This is a genomic window from Chitinophaga japonensis (genome assembly GCF_007830125.1).
Taxonomy (GTDB): Bacteria; Bacteroidota; Bacteroidia; order Chitinophagales; family Chitinophagaceae; genus Chitinophaga; species Chitinophaga japonensis.
The window spans coordinates 815779-841317 of record NZ_VLLG01000003.1 but is presented as its reverse complement, the minus strand read 5'-3'; the positions used below and the strand labels follow the sequence as shown (position 1 = coordinate 841317).

Annotated in this window: 23 protein-coding genes; 3 read left to right on the top strand and 20 right to left on the bottom strand. The window is 53.1% G+C overall.

Annotation, left to right across the window (positions count from 1 at the left end):
• Positions 1-2 precede the first annotated feature (2 nt).
• From LX66_RS12460 to LX66_RS12440, 5 genes are all read right to left on the bottom strand, one after another.
• Positions 3-1100, bottom strand: coding sequence for a chorismate mutase (locus LX66_RS12460; protein ID WP_145713785.1), 1098 nt, complete (start codon positions 1098-1100; stop codon positions 3-5).
• A gap of 9 nt (positions 1101-1109) precedes the next feature.
• The gene (locus LX66_RS12455; RefSeq protein ID WP_145713782.1) at positions 1110-1952 is read right to left on the bottom strand and encodes a prephenate dehydrogenase; all 843 of its coding nucleotides are present in this window, start codon (positions 1950-1952) and stop codon (positions 1110-1112) included.
• 4 nt (positions 1953-1956) lie between these two features.
• Complete coding sequence (locus LX66_RS12450) at positions 1957-3123, bottom strand: pyridoxal phosphate-dependent aminotransferase (RefSeq protein WP_145713779.1); 1167 nt, start codon at positions 3121-3123, stop codon at positions 1957-1959.
• Between the two features lie 124 nt (positions 3124-3247).
• Entirely contained in the window at positions 3248-4072 is an 825-nt protein-coding gene (locus tag LX66_RS12445; RefSeq protein WP_145713776.1) for a prephenate dehydratase, read from the bottom strand.
• A gap of 556 nt (positions 4073-4628) precedes the next feature.
• Positions 4629-4865, bottom strand: coding sequence for a hypothetical protein (locus tag LX66_RS12440; RefSeq protein WP_145713773.1), 237 nt, complete (start codon positions 4863-4865; stop codon positions 4629-4631).
• Between the two features lie 264 nt (positions 4866-5129).
• On the opposite strand from LX66_RS12440, the gene LX66_RS12435 reads away from it, so the two are divergent.
• Both LX66_RS12435 and LX66_RS12430 read left to right on the top strand, forming a co-directional pair.
• The gene (locus LX66_RS12435) at positions 5130-5702 is read left to right on the top strand and encodes an RNA polymerase sigma factor (RefSeq protein ID WP_145713770.1); all 573 of its coding nucleotides are present in this window, start codon (positions 5130-5132) and stop codon (positions 5700-5702) included.
• A gap of 42 nt (positions 5703-5744) precedes the next feature.
• A complete protein-coding gene (locus LX66_RS12430; protein WP_145713767.1) occupies positions 5745-6905 on the top strand; it encodes a S1C family serine protease in 1161 nt (386 codons plus the stop codon).
• A gap of 74 nt (positions 6906-6979) precedes the next feature.
• Here LX66_RS12430 and LX66_RS12425 read toward each other — a convergent pair whose 3' ends face one another.
• The 3 genes from LX66_RS12425 to LX66_RS12415 all read right to left on the bottom strand — a co-directional run bounded on the left by LX66_RS12425 (position 6980) and on the right by LX66_RS12415 (position 9032).
• The gene (locus LX66_RS12425) at positions 6980-7732 is read right to left on the bottom strand and encodes a carboxypeptidase-like regulatory domain-containing protein (protein ID WP_145713764.1); all 753 of its coding nucleotides are present in this window, start codon (positions 7730-7732) and stop codon (positions 6980-6982) included.
• A 107-nt stretch (positions 7733-7839) separates the two neighbouring features.
• Positions 7840-8025 carry a CsbD family protein gene (locus LX66_RS12420; protein WP_145713762.1) on the bottom strand — a complete coding sequence of 62 codons (186 nt, stop codon included), beginning with the start codon at positions 8023-8025 and terminating at the stop codon, positions 7840-7842.
• 53 nt (positions 8026-8078) lie between these two features.
• The gene (locus LX66_RS12415; protein ID WP_145713760.1) at positions 8079-9032 is read right to left on the bottom strand and encodes an aldose 1-epimerase; all 954 of its coding nucleotides are present in this window, start codon (positions 9030-9032) and stop codon (positions 8079-8081) included.
• Positions 9033-9096: 64 nt separating this feature from the next.
• Between LX66_RS12415 and LX66_RS12410 the strand changes: the two genes are divergently transcribed.
• Entirely contained in the window at positions 9097-9612 is a 516-nt protein-coding gene (locus LX66_RS12410) for a DinB family protein (protein ID WP_145713757.1), read from the top strand.
• Here LX66_RS12410 and LX66_RS12405 read toward each other — a convergent pair.
• The 12 genes from LX66_RS12405 to LX66_RS12350 form a co-directional block, all read right to left on the bottom strand.
• Complete coding sequence (locus tag LX66_RS12405) at positions 9586-11058, bottom strand: xylulokinase (RefSeq protein WP_145713754.1); 1473 nt, start codon at positions 11056-11058, stop codon at positions 9586-9588. The genes LX66_RS12410 and LX66_RS12405 overlap by 27 nt on opposite strands.
• Positions 11059-11077: 19 nt before the next feature.
• Positions 11078-12688, bottom strand: coding sequence for a sodium/sugar symporter (locus LX66_RS12400; protein ID WP_145713751.1), 1611 nt, complete (start codon positions 12686-12688; stop codon positions 11078-11080).
• A 97-nt stretch (positions 12689-12785) separates the two neighbouring features.
• Positions 12786-13925, bottom strand: a complete 1140-nt coding sequence (locus tag LX66_RS12395) for an NAD(P)/FAD-dependent oxidoreductase (protein ID WP_145713748.1) — start codon at positions 13923-13925, stop codon at positions 12786-12788.
• Positions 13926-14079: 154 nt separating this feature from the next.
• Positions 14080-15024 (bottom strand): NADP-dependent oxidoreductase, encoded by a 945-nt coding sequence (locus LX66_RS12390; RefSeq protein WP_145713746.1) that lies wholly within the window; start codon positions 15022-15024, stop codon positions 14080-14082.
• Positions 15025-15230: 206 nt separating this feature from the next.
• Entirely contained in the window at positions 15231-16487 is a 1257-nt protein-coding gene (ilvA, locus tag LX66_RS12385) for a threonine ammonia-lyase IlvA (protein ID WP_145713743.1), read from the bottom strand.
• 144 nt (positions 16488-16631) lie between these two features.
• Positions 16632-17675 (bottom strand): ketol-acid reductoisomerase, encoded by a 1044-nt coding sequence (gene ilvC, locus LX66_RS12380; protein ID WP_145713740.1) that lies wholly within the window; start codon positions 17673-17675, stop codon positions 16632-16634.
• A gap of 49 nt (positions 17676-17724) precedes the next feature.
• Positions 17725-18273: an acetolactate synthase small subunit gene (gene ilvN, locus LX66_RS12375; RefSeq protein ID WP_145713738.1), complete on the bottom strand. Its 549-nt coding sequence runs from the start codon at positions 18271-18273 to the stop codon at positions 17725-17727.
• Positions 18274-18321: 48 nt separating this feature from the next.
• Entirely contained in the window at positions 18322-20082 is a 1761-nt protein-coding gene (ilvB, locus tag LX66_RS12370; RefSeq protein ID WP_317130571.1) for a biosynthetic-type acetolactate synthase large subunit, read from the bottom strand.
• Positions 20048-21727, bottom strand: a complete 1680-nt coding sequence (gene ilvD, locus LX66_RS12365) for a dihydroxy-acid dehydratase (protein WP_145713735.1) — start codon at positions 21725-21727, stop codon at positions 20048-20050. Before ilvD ends, ilvB begins: the two co-directional genes overlap by 35 nt.
• A 342-nt stretch (positions 21728-22069) precedes the next feature.
• Positions 22070-22966, bottom strand: coding sequence for a branched-chain amino acid transaminase (locus LX66_RS12360; protein WP_145713732.1), 897 nt, complete (start codon positions 22964-22966; stop codon positions 22070-22072).
• A 407-nt stretch (positions 22967-23373) separates the two neighbouring features.
• Complete coding sequence (locus tag LX66_RS12355; protein WP_145713730.1) at positions 23374-24465, bottom strand: phosphotransferase enzyme family protein; 1092 nt, start codon at positions 24463-24465, stop codon at positions 23374-23376.
• Positions 24456-25358: a sugar phosphate nucleotidyltransferase gene (locus LX66_RS12350; RefSeq protein ID WP_145713728.1), complete on the bottom strand. Its 903-nt coding sequence runs from the start codon at positions 25356-25358 to the stop codon at positions 24456-24458. The genes LX66_RS12355 and LX66_RS12350 overlap by 10 nt, the downstream gene beginning before the upstream one ends.
• Positions 25359-25539 lie beyond the last annotated feature (181 nt).

Here is a 25539-nt window from a genome sequence, read left to right as displayed (position 1 = left end):
ATTTATTTTTCCTTGTCCTCGTTCATTACCCGGTTCTGCCTGTTGATGGATTCCAGGTGCACGGCGTCAAAGTATTTCAGGATGAAATCCTTGGTCAGCCCCAGTTTTTCGCCTTTGCGGATACCGCGGTCCAGTATTTCGTTCCAGCGGTTGGTCTGCAGGATGGTGATGTTGTTCTCTTTCTTGTACTCGCCTATTTTTTCGGCCACCTTCATACGGTTGCCCAGCAACTGCATGATCTCGTCGTCGATCTGGTTGATCTGCGCACGCAGTTTTTCCAGCGCCGTGTTGAATTCCTTTTTATCGGTGCGCTCATGCCTCCATGTAATACCATCCAATATCTCTGCCAGTCTTTCCGGCGTTACCTGCTGCTTGGCGTCGCTCCATGCATTGTCAGGGTCTACGTGGGTTTCCAGCATCAGGCCGTCGTAATCCAGGTCTACCGCTTCCTGGGCAATGTCCTGCAGGATGTCGCGGCGGCCGCCTATGTGGCTGGGATCGCAGATCATGGGCAGCCCGGGCATACGGCGTTTCAGCTCGATGGGCAGGTGCCACATGGGCGCATTGCGGTATTCGGTATTGCCGTAGCTGGAAAAGCCGCGGTGTATGAGGCCCACTTTGGTGATGCCTGCTTTCTGGATACGCTCTACCGCGCCTATCCACAGTTCCAGGTCAGGATTGATCGGGTTCTTGATCAATACGGTGGTATCCACGCCTTTCAGGGCATCGGCTACTTCCTGTACGGAGAAAGGGTTTACCGTAGTACGGGCGCCTACCCACAGGATGTCCACGCCAAAATGCAGCGCGTCTTCCACCTGCTTGCCGGTAGCTACTTCAATAGCAACGGGCATGCCAGTAAGCTCCTTGGCTTTCTGCAGCCAGGGCAGCCCCCTGGTGCCGATGCCTTCAAAGGAGCCGGGGCGGGTACGGGGTTTCCAGATACCGGCGCGCAGGACGTCTACCTTGCCGGTTTTTGACAGCGCCAGCGCCGTGGCCAGCACCTGCTCTTCCGTTTCTGCGCTGCAGGGCCCTGAAATGATCAGCGGCTTCTTGTCAGATGACGGATCAGCGAATTTTGTTTTTGCTAAGATCTGTTCCATGAGTGATCGTTATTTTAAAATTTTCCTGATTTTATTGGATTTCTGTATCAATTTATAGAAGGTGTCGTAGTCTTCCGCTTCCAGTAGCTGCTTCATCTGCTCCAACTGGTGGATATGCTCTTCCAGCACGTCCAGCACATTGCTGCGGTTGTGCTTGAAGATAGGCACCCACATGTCCGGCGAGCTTTTGGCCAGCCGCACCGTAGATTCAAAACCGCCGCTGGCCAGCTCGAAAATGCGCCCCTGCTCCTTTTCCTTTTTCAGCACGGTCAGCGCCAGCGCAAAAGAGGTGATGTGGGAGATGTGGGATACGTAGGCCGTGTGCAGGTCATGCTCCCTGGCATTCATGTACACCAGGCGCATCTGCAGTGCGTCTACCAGGTTTTCCACCAGCTCCAGCGCGTCTTCATCGCTGTTCATTACATCGCACAGCACCATGGTGCGGTTGGTAAAAAGGTCTGGTATGGCGGCTTCGGGGCCGGAATACTCGGTGCCGGCCATGGGATGGGCCGCTACAAAGCGTCCCCTGTTGGGATGGCCGGCAACGAGCTGCAATATTTTTTCTTTTGTAGAGCCCATGTCTACGATCACCTGGTGTGGCTGCACCTTGTCCAGCACGGCCGGCAGCAATTGCAGCAGCGCATCTACCGGTATCGCCAGTACGATGAGCTTTGCGCGCTGCAGGGCGTCTTCCAGGCTCGCGGCTTCGTCAATGATGTTTAGTTCCCTTGCTTTCTGCAGGTTGCTTTCCTGCTGATCCACGCCAATGACCCGGCTCACCATCCCCTTTTCCCTGAGGGTGATAGCCAGCGATCCTCCGATCAGTCCTACTCCTATGATAGTTGCGATCATGTGCTTAATTATTAATTGCTGACCTGATCCGGTTAATAGCTTCATCAAATACCGCTTCGTCCTTACAGAGGCTTACGCGGATGTAGCGCTGGCCGTTACTGCCAAATATGCCGCCGGGGGTAATGAACACCTTTGCCTGCTGCAGTATCCGGTCCGTAAGCGTGTAGCCGTCCTGCTCCGTGGCGGGAATAGCGGCCCATACAAACATGCCTACCTGGCGGGTATCAAAAGTACAGCCCAGCAGTTCCAGCAGCTCAAACACCTTGTGACGGCGGGCGCGGTAAATGCTGTTCAGGCTGTCGTACCAGTCCTGGCCCAGCTCCAGCGCCTTTACGGCAGCCATCTGCACCGGCTGGAACATGCCGGAGTCCATATTGCTCTTGAAGCGCAGCACTTCATTGATCCTGTCTGCACTGCCGGCCAGCATGCCTACCCGCCAGCCCGCCATGTTGGAGGATTTGCTCAGCGAGTTGAGCTCCAGCACCACCTCCTTTGCACCCGGCGCCTGCAGCAGGCTTTCCGGGCGGTCGTTCAGTATAAAGCTGTAAGGATTATCGTGACATACCAGGATGTTATGGGTGCGGGCAAACTGCACCAACTGCCGGGCAAAGTCCGCACCGGCCATGGCACCGGTAGGCATATGGGGATAGTTGACCCACATGATCTTTACGCGGCTCAGGTCTTTTTGGGATAAAGCCTCCAGGTCCGGCAGCCAGCCATTCTTTTCTTCCAGGTCGTACTCCACCACGGTAGCGCCGCTCAGTTGTACGGCGGAGCGGTAGGTAGGATAGCCGGGATTGGGCACCAGGGCTTCATCGCCTTCCTGCAGGTAGGTCATGCAGATGTGCATGATCCCTTCCTTGGAGCCTATCAGCGGCAGCACTTCGGTATCTGCATCCAGGGTTACGCCGTAGAAGCGGCCGTACCAGTCCGCCATGGCCCTGCGCAGGGCAGGTATGCCCTTGTAGCCCTGGTAGGCATGGGTGCCGGGCTTTTGCGCCTGCTCGTTCAGCGCGGCTATCACGGAAGGATGCGGCGGCAGGTCCGGGCTGCCTATGCCCAGGTTGATGACGTTGGCGCCTGCCTTGTTCATCTCGTCTATCTCGCGCAGCTTCCTGGAAAAGTAGTATTCCTCCGTGTGCTGTAATCTTTTGGCTACCGCTATGTTCATAAATTCCAATGTTTAAAAAATTCTAAATTCCAAATCCCAAACCGTGCATATATCCCTTAAACTATCGGTAAACTGCTATTTGTAAAGTAGCTGTCCTCCGTTTGGGATTTGGAATTTGGATTTTTCAATGTGTATTACCTTTTTTATAGATGCCTAATACTTTCAGGTTTTCTGTCAGGGGCGTGATGCGCGCCAGCCCCTTGTTAAAAAGCTCCAGGTCGTCAAACTCCATATCCGCGTGGAAATAGTAGGTCCATTCCCGGGCGGGTATGGGAAAAGACTGCAGCTTGGAGAGGTTGATGCCTGCGTCCGCAATTTTGGTCAGCACCCTGGCCAGGCTGCCCCGCTCGTGCGAGGTATGGAAGTATACGGAGGCCTTGTTGGCATCCGGCACCGGGGCCGTCCCGTTACGGGAGATCACCAGGAAACGGGTATAATTGTTCCTGACGGTGTGGATGTTGGGCGCAATGATCTCCAGGCCAAAGATATCGGCGGCCAGCTTACCTGCAATAGCAGCGGTGCTTTTAAGCTTTTTCTGGTGCACATGTTTGGCGCTGAGGGCCGTGTCTTCGGTTTCCACCAGCTTCATATGCGGGTGCTTTTCCAGGAAGTCCATACATTGCAGCAGCGCCATGGGATGGGAATGCACCTCCCGGATATCTTCCAGGGTCTGGCCCGGCAGCACCATCAGGTGTTGTTTGATCTGCAGGTACACCTCCCCGTTCACATGCAGCCCGGAGTTCTTGAGCAGGCTGTAGTTGGGCAGGATGCTTCCGGCAATTGAGTTTTCGATGGCCATTACGCCGGCGTCCACATCGGGCTGTTGTTTCACCTTTTTCACCAGCTCTGCGAAAGATGCGCAGCACTCCACTTCCGTATGCCTGCCGAAATATCCCTGTGCAGCTATCTGGTGAAAAGATCCTTCAAAACCCTGGATTGCGATCCGCATAAAAATGTGTTTGTTTAATAATGCTTAACTGGTCATAATAAAAAAGGTCCCGGGAGAGCCGGGACCCTTTTTATTTGTAACTAGCTGATATTTTATTAGTTATTACAAAAGAGTCCCGGCCTTCTCCATATAAAAGAAGTAAAAGAAAAAGTAAAAAAAGTAAAGGCCGAAACGCTGCTGTAACATATCTCTTTAAATGTTATTTATATAATAAAGAAAGGCCCCCTTTTCCAGGAGGCCCTCGTTGCTAGTTTCTTTATGTTTTCTGATACTTACAAGCGACCTCCTTATTTCTGATACCAGAAAAAGTAAAAACCATAAAAGTATCCAAAGGTCGCAGTGCGTATCATGTTGAATGATTGTTTGCCCGACAAAAATACGGCGCACTTTTTATTATCCAAGCCCTGGGGCGAAAAATTATATTTTTTTCAATAAAAGACCTAAAATACTGTATTTCATTCAAAAAAGCAGCATCCATCGGGCTCAGGTATAAAAAAGCCGCCCGAACGGATGTCCGGGCGGCTTTTTATTAATAACCTTTTTTGCTTGCCTTCGCTTAGTGAGCGGTTGTGTCAGCAGCAGCGCCTTCAACAGCGGATTTAGCTGAGTCAGCAATAGCGTCCATGGTAGAATCTGCTACGCTTGCAGTAGAGTCGATCGCTTCAGTTGCAGCTTCAGTAGTTGCATCTACAGCAGAATCAGTAGATTCACCAGTACCAGCGCCGGAACCGCAAGCTACTACAAACAGACCAAAGGCCATTGCTAAGAAACCGATTTTCAGTACGTTCTTCATTGTACAATGTTTTTTAAAGGTTTAGTAATTTTTAGTGATAATTTACTCTTTATACCGGGTTGGCTAAAAGGTAACCCAGGGAATGGAGAAAAAATTCCAAAATCCAAATCCCAAAATCCAAACTGGCGGATGGGGACCTGCATAAATATCTGCCTGCCAATAGTTTAGTGGATACATTTCCTGGTTTGGATTTTGGGATTTGGATTTTGGATTTTTTTTTTTGCTACTTTGTGGGTTACCAAACGGACATAATTGTATTAATAAGTGAATGATCATCTGAACATAGCAAAGGACAGGGGCTTACTGGAAGGACTGGCGCAGCATGATGACAAGGCATTGAAAACCATTTACCTGGATAATTACCCGGTAATCCTGAGGATGGTGCTGCAGAACAACGGATCGGAAGATGACGCCAAAGACCTGTTCCAGGAAGCCATGATCGTGTTGTATGAAAAGGTGCAGGAAGGCAATTTTGACCTTTACAGCAAGCTAAAGACCTTTTTATACGCCGTTTGCCGGCACCTCTGGCTGAAAAAGCTGCAAGGGAATACCTGGCAGACCACACTGCCGGAAGAACTGGAGGCCACCCTGCCCCTGGAGGACAGCCTGGAGCAGCACGAAAAAAAGGATGCACAGTTCCGGGTGATGGAACAGGCCCTGGGCAGCCTGGGAGAGCCCTGTAAAACATTACTGGAAGATTATTACCTGCGTAAGCTATCCATGCAGGAAATTGCGGAAAAGTTTGGCTATACCAACGCGGAAAACGCCAAAAACCAGAAATATAAATGCCTGATGCGGTTAAAGAAATTGTTCTTTGAGCGGTATCGGTCCACGTGAACACAACTTTAAAATAACTATACAAACTATAAGGGAACGGTGATGAAACCAGGGGTTTCATCCAACCGGCAAAAGATAAAGGAGGAGATACGGATGAAAGATCAGCTACATTTATTACAGGAGATAGAGCGCTACTTCGAAGGGCACATGAGCGACGAGGAAAGGGCGGCCTTTGAAGCGCTGCGCCTGACAGACCCGGAGGTAGACCGGCAGGTGGAAGAGCAGCTCCTGTTCCTGGAAACCCTGCAGCAATACGGCCAGCGAAAGGACCTGCAAAACAAGATGGACCAGATCCATGCCGCCATGGGGCCTCATACCGCCGCTGCGGACGGCATGCCCGAACGCCCGGTAATGCAGCCCCTGCGCAGCAGGACACCGGTGACCCGCAGGCGCGCCCTTACCAACCTGGCGGCAGCAGCCTGCATCGCCCTGGTTACCTCGCTTACCACCATCGCCATTATGCAGCAGGCGGCCAAGCGCAAAAGCACCGCCCAGTATGAAGATGTAAGAAGGGTGCTGAATAATATACAACGCTCGCAGAACGCGCTTATCAACGATATTAACAGCAACAAGAAAGCGCCGGCCAACCCCGGCACCTACGGCGGCACCGGCTTTGCCATATCCGCCAACGGGTATATCATTACCAATTACCATGTAGTGGCGGGAGCCGACTCCCTGTATGTGCAGAACAACAAGGGAGAAGCCTTTAAAGCCAGCAGCATATTCGAGGATATTTCCAGCGACCTGGCTATCCTGAAAATAGCAGACAGCACTTTCAAGAGCCAGCCCCTGCCCTACGCGCTGAAGCCGCAACAGGTGCGCCTGGGCGAAGAAGTGTTCACCATGGGCTATCCCCGCGACGAGATCGTTTACGGCAAAGGCTACATCAGCGCACAAACCGGCTTTAACGGGGATACCGTGGCCTACCAGGTAGCCATCCCGGTAAACCCCGGCAACAGCGGCGCCCCCCTGATGGATAATGAAGGGAACATCGTAGGCATCATTACCGGCAAGCAAACCTCCTCGGACGGTATTGCCTTCGCGGTAAAATCAGCCCACCTGAAACGCCTGCTGGAGGAAATGCCCAAGGAAAAGCTGCCCCGCAGGGAATGGACCCGCAAAAACCACCTGGAGCACCTGCCCCGGGTAGACCAGATCAGGAAGCTGGAAGATTTTGTGTACATGGTGAAAGTATATAACTAAAAAATTGGCCTTAGATCAAATACAAAGGGCTGTTCCGTAACTGGAACAGCCCTTTTTTTTATTTTGCCTGCCTGTTAATCTTTCTTCCAGGCCCGGTATTTATCCGTGATCCAGTAGATCAGGTCTTCATGCCGCATCATGCGCATGGTTTCATAATCCGGGTAATTGCTATGCATAAAAAGCTGCAGGGAATCGCCTTTCAGGCCCGTTACCTGGCTTACCAGCAGCGGGGTATAGCGGGAATCAACATACCGCTGCTGCTCCGCTTTCTCAAATATCCGCTTAAACTCCCTTTTCTGCTTTTCCTTCCTGGAGAAACGGGTAAAAGGGCTGAAGGTGATGCCAAAGCCCTGCGGGGTATTGTCGCCTGCCAGGGGCTTATTTTCCTTTTCCAGGATAAAGGCGTATTGCTGGTACCGGGCAATGGAATCCAACTGGTAAGGAGTATACCTGGCCGTAACCTCTACGCTGCGCAGCATGCGGTTTTCCACTTCCAGCTCCACGTTGCGGGTCTCAGTGCCGGACATTTGGCGCACCACGATGCTGTCCGGCCGGTATCCCACAAAGGAAAATACGATCAGATCACGGGGATTGGCATTGATCCTGTAAAACCCGCCCTGGTCGGAATAGGCTCTTTTACCCGTGGTTTTGTTGATAATGGAGGCATAGGGCAGCACCAGGTTGTTGTCCTTGTCTTTCAACTGGCCGGTTACCACCACCTGGGCCTGCAATTGCTGTACTGCCAGCAGTAAAGAGCCACCCAGCAATAGTGCACTGATATATTTCTTCATCCTGTTCATCGGATTGCTTTGTTTGAATCGGTTCATGTTATCTGAATGTTCAAACAAAGTAACTCACAAGTTGTTAAAAAAAAGAAAAATCCTCCCCTTGACAGGAGGATTTTTTTATAGTAGGGCAGGCATAAGCTGTTACATTACATCGATCTTAACATTTGTATTACCTCATCCCTGGTTTTGCCCAGCTTTTGCTGGAGCCTGCCTATCAGTTCATCCTCCTGTCCGTCGGCGTACGTCAGGTCGTCGTCAGTCAGATCTGCGTACTGCTGTTTCAACTTACCCTTCATTTCATTCCATTTTCCTTTGATCTGTAATGTGTCCATAAGATTGCGTTTTATGGTGAACAATTGATGTACAGCCAGGAAAAATCCAAAGACTATGCCAGCCGCACCTGTATGCGTGCCGTGAATGTCTCCTCTTCACCGGGCGCCAGTTGCAGGAGGCCCATACCATTGTTAAACGCGTTGGGGGCACCGCTAAGATGCTCTATGGCAATACTACGGCGCTCCGGCGGGGTATATACCTGTAATATGGGATAGTTGTGGCCGGGATAGTAATCAATAGCGATCCCCTGTTGCGGGTCCTGCAGGGTGCATAAAGGCCCGGGCCGGTCAAAGCGAAGCATAAAGGAATTATCCAGTATCACGCCTTCCAGCCGCTGAGGCTGCAGGTAGTCCGTGCAGGGTAGCAGGCGGCCCGTAGGTACAAGCTGATCATTGAATTCCACCAGTTGCTCGGCGGAAAAACGCAGCTCCAGTCCATCTATCGCGCGGCCGGTGGTAAAATACGGATGCCATCCATCCATCACCGGTATGGCGGTGGCAGCACGGTTAGCAAGGGTAGTGCTTACTTCCAGCGTATACCCTGGCAGCAGGCGGTAGCGTACCCGGCAATCATAAGGGAAAGGATAACCAGCATCCGTACCCTGGTACGCATATGCCAGTTCCACTACCGCCGTAGTGTCCGCAGCCTGTTGCCCCGCCACGGTAAAAGCAGCATCATACAGCAGCCCGTGTATGGCCTGGCCGGGCAATACGGTTTTACTGATCCGGTAAAACTGTTGCTGCCATTGGTACTCCCCGCCGGGAATACGGCAGGCAAAAGGGCTGAGCTTTACGCCTTTAAAGGTATTGGCAAACTGCTGCCGGTACTCCTCCAGGCTGCCATAGCTGTCTATGATATTCAGCAGTTGCCCCTGGTGCGGCACTTTAAACGCATGCAGCATGGCGCCACAGGCAGGTATGATCTCTGCCTGCGCACCGGTATCATCGTCTTTTAAAGCAATTATATCAAAACCATTGTGCTGAAAGCTGTGTATACTGAAAGGCATTGTTATTTTCCAAAATGTAGCCGAAATTACACAACCTGGTGATAATGTTGGTAAAATAAAAACGATGTCAGCAACACTACCTGAAGTTTGGATGCGCGGCCCGGTAGCAGACGTACCGGCCCTGCTGCAGCCCGTGGCCCATGCCCTGTTACAGGCAAAAGAAGAGATACGCGCACTATTACAGGACTTCCCGGAGTCACTGCTGTGGGAGCGCCCGGCCGGTACAGCGGCTGTTGGCTTTCATTTGCAGCACCTGGCCGGTGTGCTGGACCGGCTGTTTACTTACGCTAAAGGACGCATGCTCTCACCCGGGCAACTGGCCTACCTGGAGGCGGAAGGAAAAGCGAATGCTGATGTACCCGCATTGCTGCAGGCATGGGAGGCACAGGTGGAGCGTTCCATTGAACAATTGAAAAGCACCGATCCCGGTTCCCTAACAGAGGCAAGAGCCGTAGGGCGCAAACAACTGCCGGCTACGGTGCTGGGACTATTGTTTCATGCGGCGGAGCATACCATGCGGCATACGGGGCAACTGCTGGTAACGGTGAAGGTGCTACGCCACACCTCCCATCCCCTTTAACCACTCCCCGTACACTTCCTGGTACAGGGCCTGTTCTTTATCCGGCTCCACGGTGGCGATGCATTCCATGCCGCGGAAGGCGTCTGACAGGGTGTATACGCCTGCGCCTACCCCGGCAGCACGGGCGGCGCCCTGCGCACCGTCTGTATTATACAGCTCTATCACTACATTAAGGGTATTGGCAAACACCTGGCGGAAAAGGGGACTGAGGAACATGTTGGCATGGCCGGCCCTTACGCGCTGTATGTTCATCTGCATCTGGGTCATGATGTCCACGCCATAGCGAAGAGCAAATACGATCCCTTCCTGCGCTGCACGCAGCAGATGTTCCTTGCCGTGGATATTGAATTGCAGGTTTTTGATGGTGGCGCCGGTATCTTTATTTTCCAGTATGCGTTCCGCGCCGTTGCCGAACGGGTAGATCCGCAGGCCACCGGCGCCGGCCGGCGCCTGGGCTGCCAGGACATTCATCTCGTTATAGGGCAGCGCGCCGGCTACGCCCCGGAGCCAGCTATTGAGAATGCCGGTACCGTTCAGGCACATGAGCACCCCATTGCGTATATCCGTTTCCGTGTTATTCACATGCACAAAGGTATTCACCCGGCTCTGCTCGTCGAATGCGATCTGGTTATGCACGGCATATACCACCCCGGAGGTGCCGGCCGTAGTGGCGGCTTCGCCGGGCTGCAGCACGTTCAGGGAAAAGGCATTGTTCGGCTGATCACCCGCACGGTAGGTAACGGGAATGCCGGGCGCCAGTCCCAGTAATTTCGCGGCTGCTTCGGTAAGCTGGCCCTGGTGGCCAAACGTAGGCACAATAGCAGACAACAGCGCCCTGTCAATTTTATAATAGTCCAGCAGCGACTGCGCTACGTCATTGGCAGCAAAGTCCCAGAAAATGCCTTCGGACAGGCCCGATATGGTGGTGCAGGCTTCCCCGGTCAGGCGCATGGCGATGAAATCACCGGGCAGCATGATCTTGTGAATGCGGGCATATACCTCCGGCTCGTTCTCCTGCACCCAGCGCAGTTTGGAGGCGGTAAAGTTGCCGGGAGAGTTCAGCAGGTGCTCCAGGCAATACTCCTGCCCCAACTGGGCAAATGCCTTGTTGCCGATGCCTACCGCCCGGCTGTCGCACCAGATAATGGAAGGGCGCAGCACCTGCTGGTCCTTGTCTACACATACCAGCCCGTGCATCTGGTAAGCAATGCCGATGCCGGCAACGGCTTTGCCGTCAAAGGCATGCTGCTGCTGCAACAGGCGGGTAGCATGCTGCACTTCCTGCCACCAGCGCTCCGGGTCCTGCTCGGCCCAGCCTGCCTTTGGCGCCTGCATGGGCATTTCCTGGGCAGGACTGGTGGAGGTAGCTACACATTTACCGCTGGCTGCATCCAGCAAAGCGGCTTTTACAGAAGAAGAACCTATATCGTAACCGAGTAAATACATTGTTGAAAATTTGAGATCATTACCAGAACACTGTGTACAACGCTGCCAGGATACCACATATCAGGATCGCGCCTACTGTAAAACTACCGGATGTTTTGAACATGGAAGCATCCACGTCCAGCCCCTTGGGGTTGTGCTTGCTCTTCGGGTCCAGCAGGGTCATGATCACCATGATTGCGATAATGATCACGAATATCCAGCCCATACGGTCCAGGAAAGGCATTTCCGGCAATACCAATTTAATACCGGCAGAAAGAGGAATGGAAAGTCCTGCACCTACCAGCGCAGCATCTGCTGTTGTACGTTTCCAGAAGAAGCCCAGGATAAAGATGGCGAATACGCCCGGGGAAATAAAGCCGGTGTACTCCTGTATAAACTGGAAGCCCTGGTCCAGGTTGCTCAACTGCGGCGCTACTACCACTGCTATCAGGCAGGAAACGATAATAGCGATACGCCCCACGCGCACCAGTTGCTGCTCCGTAGCATCTTTTTTGAAGAAGTGCCGGTAAATGTCCAGGGTAAAAATGGTACTGATACTATTGGCTTTACCTGCCAGGGAAGCCACAATGGCGGCGGTGAGCGCGGCAAAGGAAAGTCCCTTCAGACCTACTGGCAACAGGTTCAGCAGCACCGGGTAGGCATGGTCCGGTTTAACGGTGCCGGTGGCATCCATCATTTCCTGCTGGAACACGCCGTTCTTATACAGTACATAAGCGGCAATACCGGGCAGCACTACGATCACCGGCATCAACAGCTTCAGGAAAGCGGCGAAAAGGATACCGCCCCGCGCGGTCTTCAGGTCGGCGCCCAGCGCGCGCTGGGTAATATACTGGTTACAGCCCCAGTAGTTCAGGTTCACGATCCACATACCGCCTATCAGCACTGTTAACCCGGGCAGGTCGTTATAATAGGGATTGGATTTATCGAAGATCATATGAAAATGCTCCGGCGCTTTCTGGCGCAGCATGCCCAGGCCCTGCATCATGCCTTCGCCGCCAAAATGATCCGCCACCAGGTTCAACGCCAGGTAGGTGGTAGCCAGGCCGCCCAGTATCAGGAAGAACACCTGTATCACATCCGTATACCCGATCACTTTCATACCGCCCAGGGTAATGAACACGGCAAAAATGGCCAGGCCCAGCACGCAGGTGGTGAAATTGAAACCGGATATGGTTTGCACGGCCAGCGCGCCCAGGTATAATATAGAAGTAAGGTTCACAAATACATACAGCAACAGCCAGAATACCGCCATCACGGTGCTCACACGATTATCATACCGCTGGGAAAGGAACTGCGGCATGGTGTAGATCTTGTTCTTCAGGTATACGGGTATAAAGAATATCGCTACGATTATTAAGGTGGCAGCCGCCATCCATTCATAGGTGGAGATGGCCAGGCCCATGGCAAAGCCGGAGCCGGACATACCGATAAACTGTTCTGCGGAAATATTGGATGCGATCAGCGAAGCGCCAATGGCCCACCAGGTAAGGGAGCCTTCTGCCAGGAAGAAATCTTTGGTATCGGCAGTGGATTTCTTCTTCTTATGATAGATGTAATAACCGTAACCGGCTACGATAACAAAATACACCAGAAATACGGCGTAGTCCAGGAATTGTAAGCTCTTTTGCATAATTCTTTAACGTGGTAATGAGATAATGGTTTTATCCGGTTACCGGGTGATTGGTAAAAAACGGATGAATATAGGAAAGTATTTTGGAATGGAAAAATTAGTTGTGCTTTGTTAACATTGCAGCCAGCTCCTCGCCCACTGCGCTGCCAATAGCTACTCCCATGCCGCCGAGGCGCAGGCCTAAAAATATTTTTTCAGACCAAGCCTGCAGCAGCGGTTGCTTGCTGGCGCCAAACGCCATAATGCCTGTCCAGCGGTCTGCTACTGTAAAAGGATGATGCGGCAGGATGATGGTGCGCAGCTTCTCTTCCAACTGCTGCTGTATATGTGCGTTCAGCTCAAATGCCGTGGTGGCCTCGCCGGCAAAATCCAGGTGGCGGCCGCCGCCAAACAGCACGCGGCCCTGCAGCTCCCGGAAATAATAATACCCCTCTTCCATGTGGAAGATGCCGGTAAAAGGCAGGCCGGGCACCGGGTCTGTGATCAGCACCTGTCCGCGGCCGGGCTGCAGGTCGATATCCGGGAGCAGGGTTTTGGTGAAGGCATTGGTACATACCGCCAGCCTTTGGCAATGAAAAATAACCTCTTCCTGTACAGCGGAGGTCTGTGCTATAACATTAACGCCTGTACGTGTTTCTTCAAAACGGGTAACCAGGCAACCGGTCTTGATCTCTACCTGCTGCGCGATGGCCAGATCGGTAAGGCGGCGCATCATTTTGCCGGTATCCAGCTCACCTTCATAATTATTCTGCACCAGCGCAGCAGTATACTGAGGATGGAACCCGAAGGACCTTATTTTTTCATTGACCTGGGTAAAGGCTTCGCCGCCCAATACCGGCTGCAGCAGGGCGTTGGCGGCGTCCAACTGCTGCAGGGCGGGCAGCTCCTGCCGGCTGATCAGCTCATAGCTGCCCTGCTCGCGGTAGTCTATATGGCTGTCGCCCAGTCGCTGCCGCAGCAACTGCAGTCCTTTGCGGCGCATGGCTACCAGGGCCGCCACTTCCGCAGGCGTTGAGCTGCGCAGGTCTGCCAGTATTTCGGTGAGGCTGCCTATGCAGGCAAAACCTGCATTGCGGGTACTGGCCCCGGTGGGCAGCAATCCCCTTTCCAGCACCAGCACACGGGCGCCGGGCCGGCGCTGCCGGATGCTGATGGCGGTAGAAAGCCCGGTAATGCCGCTGCCCAGCACTATATAATCGTAATGCAGGAAGCTTTGCTTCTCCCAATAACTGAGCATGAGATGAAATTTCAAAAAATCCCAAATGCCAAATCCCAAAAAATGCCAAATCCCAAATTCCAAATTGGATGCAATCCCCAGCTACCAGCAACGGTTGCGCTGTTCTGAGAGCCTGCTTACCGTTTGGGATTTGGGATTTGGAATTTGGAACTTTCTAATTAGGTAGTAACACCACCTTTCCCTGCACGTGGTGGGACTCCAGCAACTGGTGCGCTTTGGTCACCTCTTTCAGGGGAAAGCTGGCGGCCACTTTTACTTTCAGCTTGCCAGCGGCCATCAGGGCGGCGATCTGCTCCATACGCTCTCCCGCCGGCCTGACGCTCATCCATACCACCCGCACGCCTTTTTCCTTTGCCCTGGCCAGCACGTCCGGGTCGTCTTTGAACATGGAAGGCAGGGATACCAGCACGCCGCCCGGCTTGATAATGTCCAGCGAGCGGAGGGCTGTTTCACCACCCATGCCATCCAGCACCACATCTACGGGCGCCGTGGCGGTTTCAAAACGTTGTTCCCGGTAATCAATGCACTCATTGGCGCCCAGTTCCTTCAGGTAGGGATGATTTTGCGCAGAGGCGGTACCAATCACATAGGTTTCCGTGATCCTGGCCAGTTGTACCGCAATGTGGCCTACGCCGCCGGCTGCCGCATGGATCAGCACGCGCATGCCGGCCTTCAGCTCTGCATGGTCATACAGGGCCTCCCAGGCCGTGAGGGCGGCCAGCGGGGTAGCCCCGGCCATGTCGTCCGGCACATTATCCGGCACCAGGGTAAACTCGTTTTCCTGTACTACTGCAAACTGTGCATAGGCATTGGCGGGCCCGGGAAAATTGCTCATACCGAAAATACGGTCGCCCGGTTTGAACTTGTGGGCGCCCTGCCCCGCATCCGCTATCTGGCCGGCAATATCCCAGCCCAGTATGGCCGGTAAGGTAAACCGCGCGGCCTGCCCTTTACCCATACGGGTCTTGTAGTCCACGGGGTTTAACCCTGCTGCCTGCACCTTCACCAGAAGCTGTCCTGCGGCGGGACGGGGGATAGGAATTGTTGCCATCTCAAAAGCGTCGGCATCGCCAAACCTGGGTAATATAGCTGCTTCCATCGGTCGGTTATTTTTTATTACTGTTCGATTGTTCTGTCTGCTTAATGATGATAACGCATGAACGGCGTTGTTCCGTATCAATAAATAGTTAAAACAAACTTAATGCAAAATGCCGAATGTGAAAACGCTTCCTGCTAAATACAAAACACGGGAACGCTCCTGTGCCATGCACGGTGCGTTGCGCATCCCGGGTTTTGTACCCGCATTTACACCAAATATCCGAACAAATTATCGTCCTTGTTCAGCTCTGTATAATGGAAATGATATTTGCCGAGGTTGGCGATCAGGGTATCGTAGTCCTCCCTGTTCTTCAGCTCAATGCCTACCAGCGCGGGGCCGGTCTCCTTGTTGTGTTTCTGGATGTATTCAAAACGGGTAATATCGTCATTGGGGCCCAGTACATTGTTCAGCAGGTCCCTTAATGCGCCGGGTCTTTGCGCAAAACGGATAATGAAATAATGCTTCAGTCCTTCATACAGCAGGGAGCGCTCTTTTATTTCCTGCATGCGGTCTATATCATTGTTGCTGCCGCTTACCACGCAAACCACGCGCTTACCTTTTATCTGGTCAGCAAAATCGTCCAGCGCGGCAATGGACAGTGCGCCGGCCGGCTCTACCACGATGGCGTCCTCGTTATAAAGCTTCAGGATGGTGGAGCATACCTTACCTTCCGCCACCAGGTGCATTTTGCTGAGCACGTCCTTGCAGATATCGAAAGTGAGCTGTCCTACCCTTTTTACGGCTGCGCCGTCCACGAAGCGGTCTATTTCATCAAGGGTTACGGGCGATCCGTTCTCCAGGGCGCGCAGCATGGAGGGCGCGCCTTCCGGCTCCACGCCTATGATGGTGGTCTGGGGACTGTATGTTTTAAAATAGGTGCCTACGCCGGCTGCCAGTCCGCCGCCGCCAACAGGCACAAAGAGGTAGTCCACGTGCGGCTGGTCTTCCAGTATTTCCACGGCCACGGTGCCCTGCCCTTCTATGATCTTGGGATTGTCAAAGGGCGGGATGAAGGTCATGCCGTGCTCCCGGGTAAATGCCTGTGCTTCTTCCGCGCAATCGTCAAAAGTATCGCCTACCAGTTGTATCTGGATGTTGTCTCCGCCAAACATCTTCACCTGGTTCACCTTCTGCTTGGGAGTGATAATGGGCATGAACACCACCCCGCGGATATCCATCTGCCGGCAGGCATAGGCAAAGCCCTGGGCATGGTTGCCCGCGCTGGCGCAGGTAACGCCGTTGGCGAGCTGCTCCTTTCCCAGGCTGCTGACCAGGTTGTAAGCTCCCCGCAGCTTGTACGAGCGCACAATCTGCATATCCTCCCTTTTCAGGTACACATCACAATCATAGCGGCGGGAAAGCGTAGCGCTGTAGGTAAGCGGGGTACGGTTCACCACCGGCTTCAGCTTCTCTGCTGCTTCCCGTATATCGAGGGGATTTACACTTTTCAATACTTCAGACATATTTCAGATTTCACCTTGTCAGGAGATTTATTGTAATTAATAGTTAATAATTAATAATCGTAAGGCCGGTGTTTCATTGAAGCACTTGTGCCGCTTATTATTAATTATTAACTATTAATTATTAATTAACCAAGCGTTGCGCGCTTAGTTGTTGGGCCGCAGCTTGCGCACGGCTGATCCGGCCTGCCACATTTCGCTTTCACGCAGCTCTTTCAGTTCTTCATTCAGCTTCTCGCGGTAGTCCGCCTGGCTGTTGGAGGCAATGGAACGCTCTGCTTCCTTGCCGGCAGCTACGCTGGCGTACAGCTCTTCAAACACGGGCTGGGTGGCTTCCTTGAATTTCTTCCACCAGTCCAGCGCGCCACGTTGCGCCGTGGTAGAGCAGTTGGCATACATCCAGTCCATACCGTTCTCCGCTACCAGCGGCATCAGGGACTGGGTCAGCTCTTCTACGGTCTCGTTGAAGGCTTCTGAAGGAGAGTGACCGTTCTTGCGCAGGGTTTCGTACTGTGCAGCAAAAATACCCTGGATGGCGCCCATCAGTGTGCCACGCTCGCCGGTCAGGTCACTGTATACTTCTTTCTTGAAATCTGTTTCAAACAGGTAGCCGGAACCTACGCCGATGCCCAGCGCGATCACTCTTTCACGTGCGCGGCCGGTAGCGTCCTGGAACACCGCGAAGCTGGAGTTCAGCCCCTGTCCGGCCAGGAACAGCCTGCGCAGGGAAGTACCGGAACCCTTGGGGGCTACCAGTATCACATCCACGTCTGCAGGGGGAATGATGCCGGTCTGCTCCTTGTAGGTAATACCAAAACCATGGGAAAAATACAATGCCTTACCAGGTGTAAGATACTGTTTCAATGTAGGCCACAGTGCGATCTGGCCGGCATCAGACAACAGGAACTGGAGAATAGTGCCTTTCTGTGCAGCTTCTTCGATCTCGAACAGCGTCTGGCCAGGTACCCAGCCGTCTGCTACGGCCTTGTCCCAGGTCTTGGAGTTCTTACGTTGACCGACGATCACATTAAAGCCATTGTCTTTCAGGTTCAATGCCTGGCCGGGGCCCTGCACGCCGTAACCGATAATTGCGATCGTTTCGTTTTTCAACACTTCTCTCGCTTTTTCCATGGGGAATTCTTCTCTGGTTACTACGTCTTCCAGTACCCCGCCAAAATTGATGGTTGCCATGTTTTGTTAGTGGTTTGTTTGTGTGTTTAGTATGTTGGTAAATCAGGTATTAGCTAATCGCTTTAAAATTATCCGCTTCTTTGGCGGCCAGCTCTTTCAGGTGATCGTGGAAACGGCGGCTCCATTTCACAATGGCTACGCGGCCGCTTTTGGAATATTCGATCAGCCCGTAAGGCTCCAGCTTTTTGAGCATGGCGATGAGCTCCTGCTGGTGGCCGGTTTTTTCTATCACAAAATAATCGGCGGTAATGGTCAGGATGCGCGCGTTGTTATCGCGTATCAGCTTTTCAATGTTACCGTTATGCAGTGATTTGGTGGATATCTTGTACAGCGCCAGTTCCTGGTACACCACTTCATCCTCTTCATGCACAAAAGCGCGGTGTATCTCTATCAGCTTCTCTATCTGCCCTACTACTTTTTCCAGCTTTTCCCTTTCGGACATTACCGTGATGATGAACTTGTATACGCCCGGTATCTCCGTTTCAGCGGTGGTGAGGCTGGTAATGTTAATGCCCCGGCGTGTAAAAATAACGGTGATACGGTTGGTGATACCGATGCGGTCTTCCGTGTATACCGTTACTGTATATTCTTTTTGCATAATGCTCCAAATGAATTAAATGATCAATTACGTTGCTCAAAGCCCCTGCTACTCCAGCCTGATATTGGCGATCGGCGCGCCGGCCGGCACCATCGGGAATACGTTGTCCTCTTTTTCCACCACCACTTCCAGCAGGTAAGCGCCTTTGTGCTGCAGCATTTCGTCCACAGCAGCGCTGATCTCCGCACGGTCCGTTACCTTTCTGCCGGGCACGTAAAACCCTTTGGCGATCTGCACAAAATCAGGGTTGATCATCTCGGTGGAGGAATAGCGCTTGTCAAAGAACAGTTGCTGCCACTGCCGCACCATGCCCAGGAAATTATTGTTGAGGATCACGATCTTCACGCCTATTTCAGACTGGTAGATAGTGCCCAGCTCCTGCAGCGTCATCTGGAAGCAACCATCGCCGATGATGGCCACCACTTCCTTTTCCGGCGTGCCCACCTTGGCGCCCATGGCGGCCGGCAGGGCAAAGCCCATGGTGCCCATGCCACCGGAGGTGATATTGGTGTTCGGGTCCTGGAAGCGGTAGTAGCGGGAGGCGATCATCTGGTGCTGGCCTACATCCGTTACCAGTACGGCATGGCCGCCGGTCTTTTCGGATATCAGGCGTATCACTTCCGCCATTTTCAGCCCGCCTTCCGTGGGGTACAGCTCGTGCCTGGTCACTTTTTCTTCTTCCATGCGGTCGGCTTCCTTGAAGCCCTGCAGCCATTCATCATGCTGCTGCGGCTGTATCTTCGGCAGCAGGGCCTGCAATGCAGCTTTGGCATCCGCATGCACCGCCACGTCGGCCTTGATGATCTTGTTGATCTCCGCCGCGTCAATTTCTATATGCAGCACTTTCGCCTGGCTGGCATAGGTGCTCACGTCGCCGGTTATACGGTCGTCAAAGCGCATGCCCACGGCTATCAGCACATCACATTCATTGGTCTTGATGTTGGGCGCGTAGTTGCCGTGCATACCCAGGTAACCCACATACAGGGGATGGTCTACCGGTACGGCAGACAGGCCCAGCAAGGTAGAGGCGATGGGTATCTGCGCTTTTTCCGCCAGCGCTATCAGCTCTTTTTCCGCATTGGCGATCAATACGCCGTGCCCGCACAGGATGTAGGGCTTTTTAGCGCTGTTGATCAGCGCTGCCGCCGCTTCCACCTGGTCTTCCTGCAGGGCGGGCACCGGCCGGTAGCTGCGGATGTATTCACATTTCTGGTATTGAAAATCGCATTTGGCTACCTGCGCGTTCTTGGTGATGTCTACCAGCACAGGGCCGGGACGGCCGTTGCGGGCAATATAGAAAGCCTTGGCAATAGCGCCGGGAATATCTTCGGGGCGTGTTACCTGGATGTTCCACTTGGTAATGGGCATGGTAATGCCGATCACGTCCGTTTCCTGGAAGGCATCGGTGCCCAGCAGCGCGGCGGCTACCTGGCCGGTGATGCATACCATGGGGGTAGAGTCCATGTGCGCATCGGCCAGCCCTGTTACCAGGTTAGTGGCGCCCGGGCCGGATGTGGCAAACACCACGCCGACCTTACCGGATGTGCGGGCATACCCCTGGGCTGCATGAGTAGCGCCCTGTTCGTGCCGGACCAGTATATGATGCACCTGGTCCTGAAAATCGTACAGCGCATCATAAATGGGCATGATGGCACCACCGGGATAGCCGAAAATGGTTTCCACTCCTTCTGCAATAAGGGAGCGGATCACCGCTTCAGCGCCGGTAATGGGCTGCAGGGGCGCACTGGCTACGGGCGTGGGCTCGTCAACCGGTTTAGCCTTCATCGGTAACACATCCTTCTGTTGCATTTTTTACAAGTTTTGCGTATTTAAATAATATTCCGTTAGATGCTTTCAAAGCGGGCTGCTGCCACTGCGCCCTGCGGGCGGCCAGCTCCTCCGCGCTTACTTCCACGTTGATCTTGTTATTCACCGCATCTATCTCTATCATATCGTCATCTTTTACCAGGGCAATGGTGCCGCCTTCAAAGGCTTCCGGCGTAATATGCCCTACCACGAAGCCGTGGGTGCCGCCGGAAAAACGGCCGTCCGTGATCAGCGCCACGTTCTTGCCCAGCCCTACGCCCATGATAGCGGAGGTAGGCTTCAGCATTTCCGGCATGCCGGGGGCGCCCTTGGGGCCTACCTGGCGGATCACCACCACATCGCCGGACTTTACGCGGCCGCTCTGGATACCGGCTATCAGCTCAAACTCCCCGTCAAATACCCGGGCCGGGCCACGGAAGCGCTCTCCTTCCTTGCCGGTGATCTTGGCTACGGAGCCTTTTTCGGCCAGGTTGCCGTATAATATCTGGATATGCCCGTTGGCTTTCAGGGGCTTATCCAGCGGGTAGATGATATTTTGTTTGCTGAAATCGATATCGGGCACGGTCTCCAGGTTCTCTGCCAGGGTTTTGCCTGTTACGGTCATGCAGTGGCCGTGCAGGCGTCCCTGTTTTAAGAGGTACTTCATCACCATGGGCACGCCGCCAATGTTGTGCAGGTCCTCCATCAGGTATTTGCCGCTGGGCTTCAGGTCGGCTATCAGCGGGGTTTTGTCGCTGATGCGCTGGAAATCGTCCTGCGTCAGGTTAATGCCCACGGAGCGGGCGATGGCTATCAAGTGCAGTACGGCATTGGTGCTGCCGCCCAGCGCCATGATCACGGTGATGGCGTTCTCAAACGCCTCAAAGGTCATAATGTCGCGGGGCTTGATGTCCTTTTCCAGCAGCAGGCGTATATACTTGCCCGCAGCCAGGCACTCTTCGTGCTTTTCCTTGCTCAGCGCCGGGTTGGAGGAGCTGTAGGGAAGGCTCATACCCAGAGCTTCTGCCGCGCTGGACATGGTGTTGGCGGTATACATGCCGCCGCAGGCGCCTGCGCCGGGGCAGGAATGCTGCACAATGCCTTTAAAATCAGCTTCATCGAGCTGCCCGGCCAGTTTCTGGCCCAGGGCCTCGAAGGCGGATATGATGTTCAGGTCCTGCCCTTTGTACTTTCCGGGAGCAATAGTGCCGCCGTATACCATGATGGCCGGGCGGTTCAGGCGTCCCATGGCCATCAGGGAGCCGGGCATGTTCTTGTCGCAGCCCGGTACGGTGATCAGGGCGTCGTAATACTGCGCTCCGCAAACCGTTTCAATGGAATCGGCGATCAGGTCGCGGCTGACCAGCGAGTAACGCATGCCTTCTGTACCATTGCTGATGCCATCGCTGACCCCAATGGTGTGAAAGGTCAGTCCTACCAGGTCATTGGCCCATACGCCCTGCTTTACTTCCTTTGCCAGGTCGTTGAGGTGCATATTGCAGGTGTTGCCGTCGTAGCCCATGCTCACAACGCCCACCTGGGCTTTTTTCAGGTCCTCTTCTGTCAGTCCTATCCCGTACAGCATGGCCTGTGCGGCCGGTTGCGTAGGGTCCTGTGTGATCGTTTTGCTGTATTTGTTCAATTCCATTGCCGGTTAAAAATTACCATCCGCCAGCGGCGGTATTAGAAAACAAGTGCCTTGCGCCGCCCGGGGGCGGTTTTATCAGGCTACAAAATAGTCAGTATCATTGGCAGGGGCCAAACCAACAATTGAAGGATACACGGTATTCAAATCCTTGCTTTTATGGCTCAAACCCTTTACTGCACCGGGAATCGTAAATTCCAAATTCCAGTTTCCAACTGTAAATTCCAAATCCCAAATCCCAAATTCCAAACAGGGCACACATCCCCTGAGCTATCGGCAAACTGCTAATTGTGCAAAGACCTATCCCACCATTTGGAATTTGGCTTTTGGGATCTGGAATTTCACCTATGCCACTTTACGTTTAAACTCCCTTTCCAGCACGCGGGCTTTATAGGCCTGCTGCAGCACCTTGCCCAGGGATTCCGCCCAGGGCTTGCTGAAGGACTGGCCGTCCAGTGATTCCCACCCGATCACTTCTGCTGCGGTACCGCAGTAGAACACGCTTTCGGCCTGCCGCAGCTCCTCCAGGGTAAATAATTTCTCTTCCAGGGGAATACCCAGCTCATGGCACAGCTCTATAACCGTAGCCCGGGTAATGCCCGGCAGGATATGGCCCGGGGGCGGTGTGTACAGCTTACCGTGCTTCTCATAGAACAGGTTAGCCCCGGGGCCTTCCGCCACATAGCCGCGCATATCCAGCAGCAGCGCTTCGTCGTACCCGTTTTGCTTGGCTTCCTGCGAGGCCATGATGGAGTTGACGTACAAGCCGGCGGATTTGGATTCGATCCTGAATGCGTTAGGATTGGGGCGTTGGAAGGAGGAGGTCATCACACGCAACAGTTGCTCGCCCAGGTAAGCGCCCCACTCCCATGCACAGATGAGGATATGCGCTTCGCTGGCAGCTTTCAGGGTCATGTTGGGGGGACAAAACACCAGGGGGCGGATATAGGCCTCTTCCAGGTTGTTCAGCTCCAGCACCTTGTATGCGGCGCTGATCAGCGCTTCGTTGTCGAATTTGTAGGGGATGTGTATCAGCTCGCAGGAACGCCGGAGCCGGTCAAAATGCTCCCTGGCCTTGAAGATCCTGATCTCCCCCTTCTCCGTTTTATAGGCGCGGATGCCTTCAAATACTGCGTAGCCATAATGCAGGGACTGACCATACAGATCTGTTTTAGCTTCTGTTGCTTTGAGATACTCACCATTGAGGTAAAGGATGGTGTTCTCGTTGTAGTAGCTGTACATATGATTGAATAATTAAAAAAGCACCTGTTTTAAAAAGCGAACCGCCTCTAAAAAAAACCGCCTTCCTCTTGCGGAGGAAGGCGATCCATATCTTTAGTGATTGTACACGTTTACCTATCCTCCATAATGGCGGCTAATAATGACAACGACAACCACGACCAGTGTAATAGCCCAGTTGAGCTGCGCTACTACATGATGGAGCTTGTTATTGTTTTTGTTTAACCACATGGAGGTCATATTTTTCCCTTTTTCTCTTTTTTTGTTGCGACTACAAATGTATTAGTGAATACACGAAAAACCAATAACAACAAAAAATTTCGATATTTCGCAACCAAAAAATCAGTTTTTGAAAATATTGAAAATTTTACCGTTTGGTTTAGATAAATTCTAATTAAAATAAAATATCATTATATATCATTCCCCCCGGGGCCCAGGCATTTGCGTATAATGGCCTGCAGATGGTCTTCCTTTTCCACGAGGCGCTCCAGCAGCACCAGTTGGTTCATGGCCCGGTTGTAGTTATGCTCCGGGTATTTTACCGGGTAATACACGTCCCCCTTCAGGTAATCCGTCAGGAAGCGGATGCCCTGCATATAGATCATGAACTTGCCGGCAAAGAACAATTGCTCCCGCTCCACTTTGGTAAGCGTGCTGCCGGTTTCAGACAGGTAGCCGTCCATCAGCGCTTCGTAATACTCGTCCCGGATGCCGATCAGGCTGAAATCGCGCTCCTCCTCGGATACGGGGCATACATAGGTGCGCACCATATCGCCCAGGTCGGAAATGATCTTGCCGGGCATCAGGGTATCCAGGTCGCACACGCAGAGGCCTTTGTAGGTATCCTTGTGCAGCAGCACGTTATTGATCTTGGTATCGTGGTGCATGAGCCGGTCCTTGAAGAGCGGGGCGGTTTTCAGGCGCTCGTAGGTAACGGCAATGTCTGAAAACTGCAGGAAGCGGGCCGTCAGCGTTTCCGCATGGCGCCGGCGGTCTTCCCGGGCGTTGCGGATGGCTTCCTGGAAGGCGCTGTAGCGCAGGGTAAGGTTATGGAAGTTGGGAATAGTGGGCCGGAAAGGCTGCAGGTTGATCCCGTCCAGGTAGCGGGCCAGCCGGCCAAACTGCAGGGCGGCCTCGTAGGCCTGGGTGGGATTGTCCGCCTGGTCTACCGTTACGGAATGTTCAATGAAAGGGATCATGCGCCAGTACTCATCTTCCAGTACAAAAAGCTCCTCCCCTTCCACGGTAGGCACAGGTGTAATGAACAGGTAGCCGGGATGATGCTGCGCCAGGTAGTCGGCGGCCATCCGCTGGTTGCGGGCAATGACCTCCGGCTCCCTGAACACCGCGGCATTGATGCGTTGCAGCACATACCTGCTGCCATCCTGCCGCTGCAGCAAAAAAGTATTGTTGATATGACCGCTACCGAATTTCCTGATATCCGTATGGGCGGCGTCTATGCCAAATGCCTGCAGGATACGTTGATGCGGTTTTATTTCCATAAATTCCCAGGATATTCCCCTTGCTGCACCAGGGCATTCAGGCTGGCCTGTACGCCGGGCGCGTCTTCTTTATAGGTAACACCAAACCATTGGGAGCTGGTGGGTATTACGTTTACCACGCCCAGCTTGTGCTGGATGAAATGGTCCACCACGATCGGGATGAAGAACTCCGATTTGGGATTGCCGATGTTCTTGTCCAGGAAGGCCTTGAACTGCTCTTCGCTCAGTTGGAACACGGAGGGGTGGAAGCCCCAGAAGTTCATGGATACCGGCGTATCGGGCGACAGCGGGTGCTTGGAGCCGTCGGCTTCCTCGTATACGATCTGGCCGTTATCCAGGTATATTTTAGTCCGTTCATTGATAGCCGTCAGGTTACCGTTGGCATCCGCCGCGCATACCCCGCGGGAAACGGAGCCATGCTCGCTGGTGGTTTTACCCAGCTCGTAGCCTACCACGGCGTATACATCGGGCTTGCACTGGTTGTTGAGGAAAGCGGCGGCTTTTTCAAAAGCGTCACGGCCATAGAAGTCGTCTGCGTTGATCACCGCAAAAGGCTCGTTGATAGCGTCTTTAGCGCAAAGTACGGCATGCGCGGTACCCCAGGGCTTGGAGCGGTCTGCCGGCACTTCATGCCCGTTGGTAAAGGCGCTCATTTCCTGGAATACATAATCTGTGGCCACCCGGCCTTTCAGCTTGGGCTCAAAAATGTCTTTAAAGTCTTTTTCGAAATCTTTGCGGATGATGAATACAATCTTACCGAATCCGGCGCGTATAGCATCAAAAATAGAATAATCAACGATGGTTTCACCGCTGGGACCAAACTGTTGTATCTGCTTTAAGCTGCCGTATCGGCTTGCCATTCCTGCCGCCAGAATCAATAAAGTAGGTTTCATTCGTAAATATTTTAGTTTTTAGAGATCTCATGGAACCTCGCACTAACATGCCCCTGTATGAGAAAATGTATCATGCTCGGTTTCATTCGTATATTTTTTTTGTTTTTTAAAGGTTCAATGGAATTACGCTTGCGATCAGACTTTAATTTTCAAATCTTTAAGCAAAAATATCGGCGCTAAA

Bases quoted from the DNA above. Each gene is read 5' to 3' on its own strand.
- LX66_RS12460 (WP_145713785.1), bottom strand. From the start codon at position 1,100: ATGGAACAGATCTTAGCAAAAACAAAATTCGCTGATCCGTCATCTGAC.
- LX66_RS12455 (WP_145713782.1), bottom strand. From the start codon at position 1,952: ATGATCGCAACTATCATAGGAGTAGGACTGATCGGAGGATCGCTGGCT.
- LX66_RS12450 (WP_145713779.1), bottom strand. From the start codon at position 3,123: ATGAACATAGCGGTAGCCAAAAGATTACAGCACACGGAGGAATACTAC.
- LX66_RS12445 (WP_145713776.1), bottom strand. From the start codon at position 4,072: ATGCGGATCGCAATCCAGGGTTTTGAAGGATCTTTTCACCAGATAGCT.
- LX66_RS12440 (WP_145713773.1), bottom strand. From the start codon at position 4,865: ATGAAGAACGTACTGAAAATCGGTTTCTTAGCAATGGCCTTTGGTCTG.
- LX66_RS12430 (WP_145713767.1), top strand. From the start codon at position 5,745: ATGAAACCAGGGGTTTCATCCAACCGGCAAAAGATAAAGGAGGAGATA.
- LX66_RS12425 (WP_145713764.1), bottom strand. From the start codon at position 7,732: ATGAACCGATTCAAACAAAGCAATCCGATGAACAGGATGAAGAAATAT.
- LX66_RS12420 (WP_145713762.1), bottom strand. From the start codon at position 8,025: ATGGACACATTACAGATCAAAGGAAAATGGAATGAAATGAAGGGTAAG.
- LX66_RS12415 (WP_145713760.1), bottom strand. From the start codon at position 9,032: ATGCCTTTCAGTATACACAGCTTTCAGCACAATGGTTTTGATATAATT.
- LX66_RS12410 (WP_145713757.1), top strand. From the start codon at position 9,097: ATGTCAGCAACACTACCTGAAGTTTGGATGCGCGGCCCGGTAGCAGAC.
- LX66_RS12405 (WP_145713754.1), bottom strand. From the start codon at position 11,058: ATGTATTTACTCGGTTACGATATAGGTTCTTCTTCTGTAAAAGCCGCT.
- LX66_RS12400 (WP_145713751.1), bottom strand. From the start codon at position 12,688: ATGCAAAAGAGCTTACAATTCCTGGACTACGCCGTATTTCTGGTGTAT.
- LX66_RS12395 (WP_145713748.1), bottom strand. From the start codon at position 13,925: ATGCTCAGTTATTGGGAGAAGCAAAGCTTCCTGCATTACGATTATATA.
- LX66_RS12390 (WP_145713746.1), bottom strand. From the start codon at position 15,024: ATGGAAGCAGCTATATTACCCAGGTTTGGCGATGCCGACGCTTTTGAG.
- ilvA (WP_145713743.1), bottom strand. From the start codon at position 16,487: ATGTCTGAAGTATTGAAAAGTGTAAATCCCCTCGATATACGGGAAGCA.
- ilvC (WP_145713740.1), bottom strand. From the start codon at position 17,675: ATGGCAACCATCAATTTTGGCGGGGTACTGGAAGACGTAGTAACCAGA.
- ilvN (WP_145713738.1), bottom strand. From the start codon at position 18,273: ATGCAAAAAGAATATACAGTAACGGTATACACGGAAGACCGCATCGGT.
- ilvB (WP_317130571.1), bottom strand. From the start codon at position 20,082: ATGCAACAGAAGGATGTGTTACCGATGAAGGCTAAACCGGTTGACGAG.
- ilvD (WP_145713735.1), bottom strand. From the start codon at position 21,727: ATGGAATTGAACAAATACAGCAAAACGATCACACAGGACCCTACGCAA.
- LX66_RS12360 (WP_145713732.1), bottom strand. From the start codon at position 22,966: ATGTACAGCTACTACAACGAGAACACCATCCTTTACCTCAATGGTGAG.
- LX66_RS12355 (WP_145713730.1), bottom strand. From the start codon at position 24,465: ATGGAAATAAAACCGCATCAACGTATCCTGCAGGCATTTGGCATAGAC.
- LX66_RS12350 (WP_145713728.1), bottom strand. From the start codon at position 25,358: ATGAAACCTACTTTATTGATTCTGGCGGCAGGAATGGCAAGCCGATAC.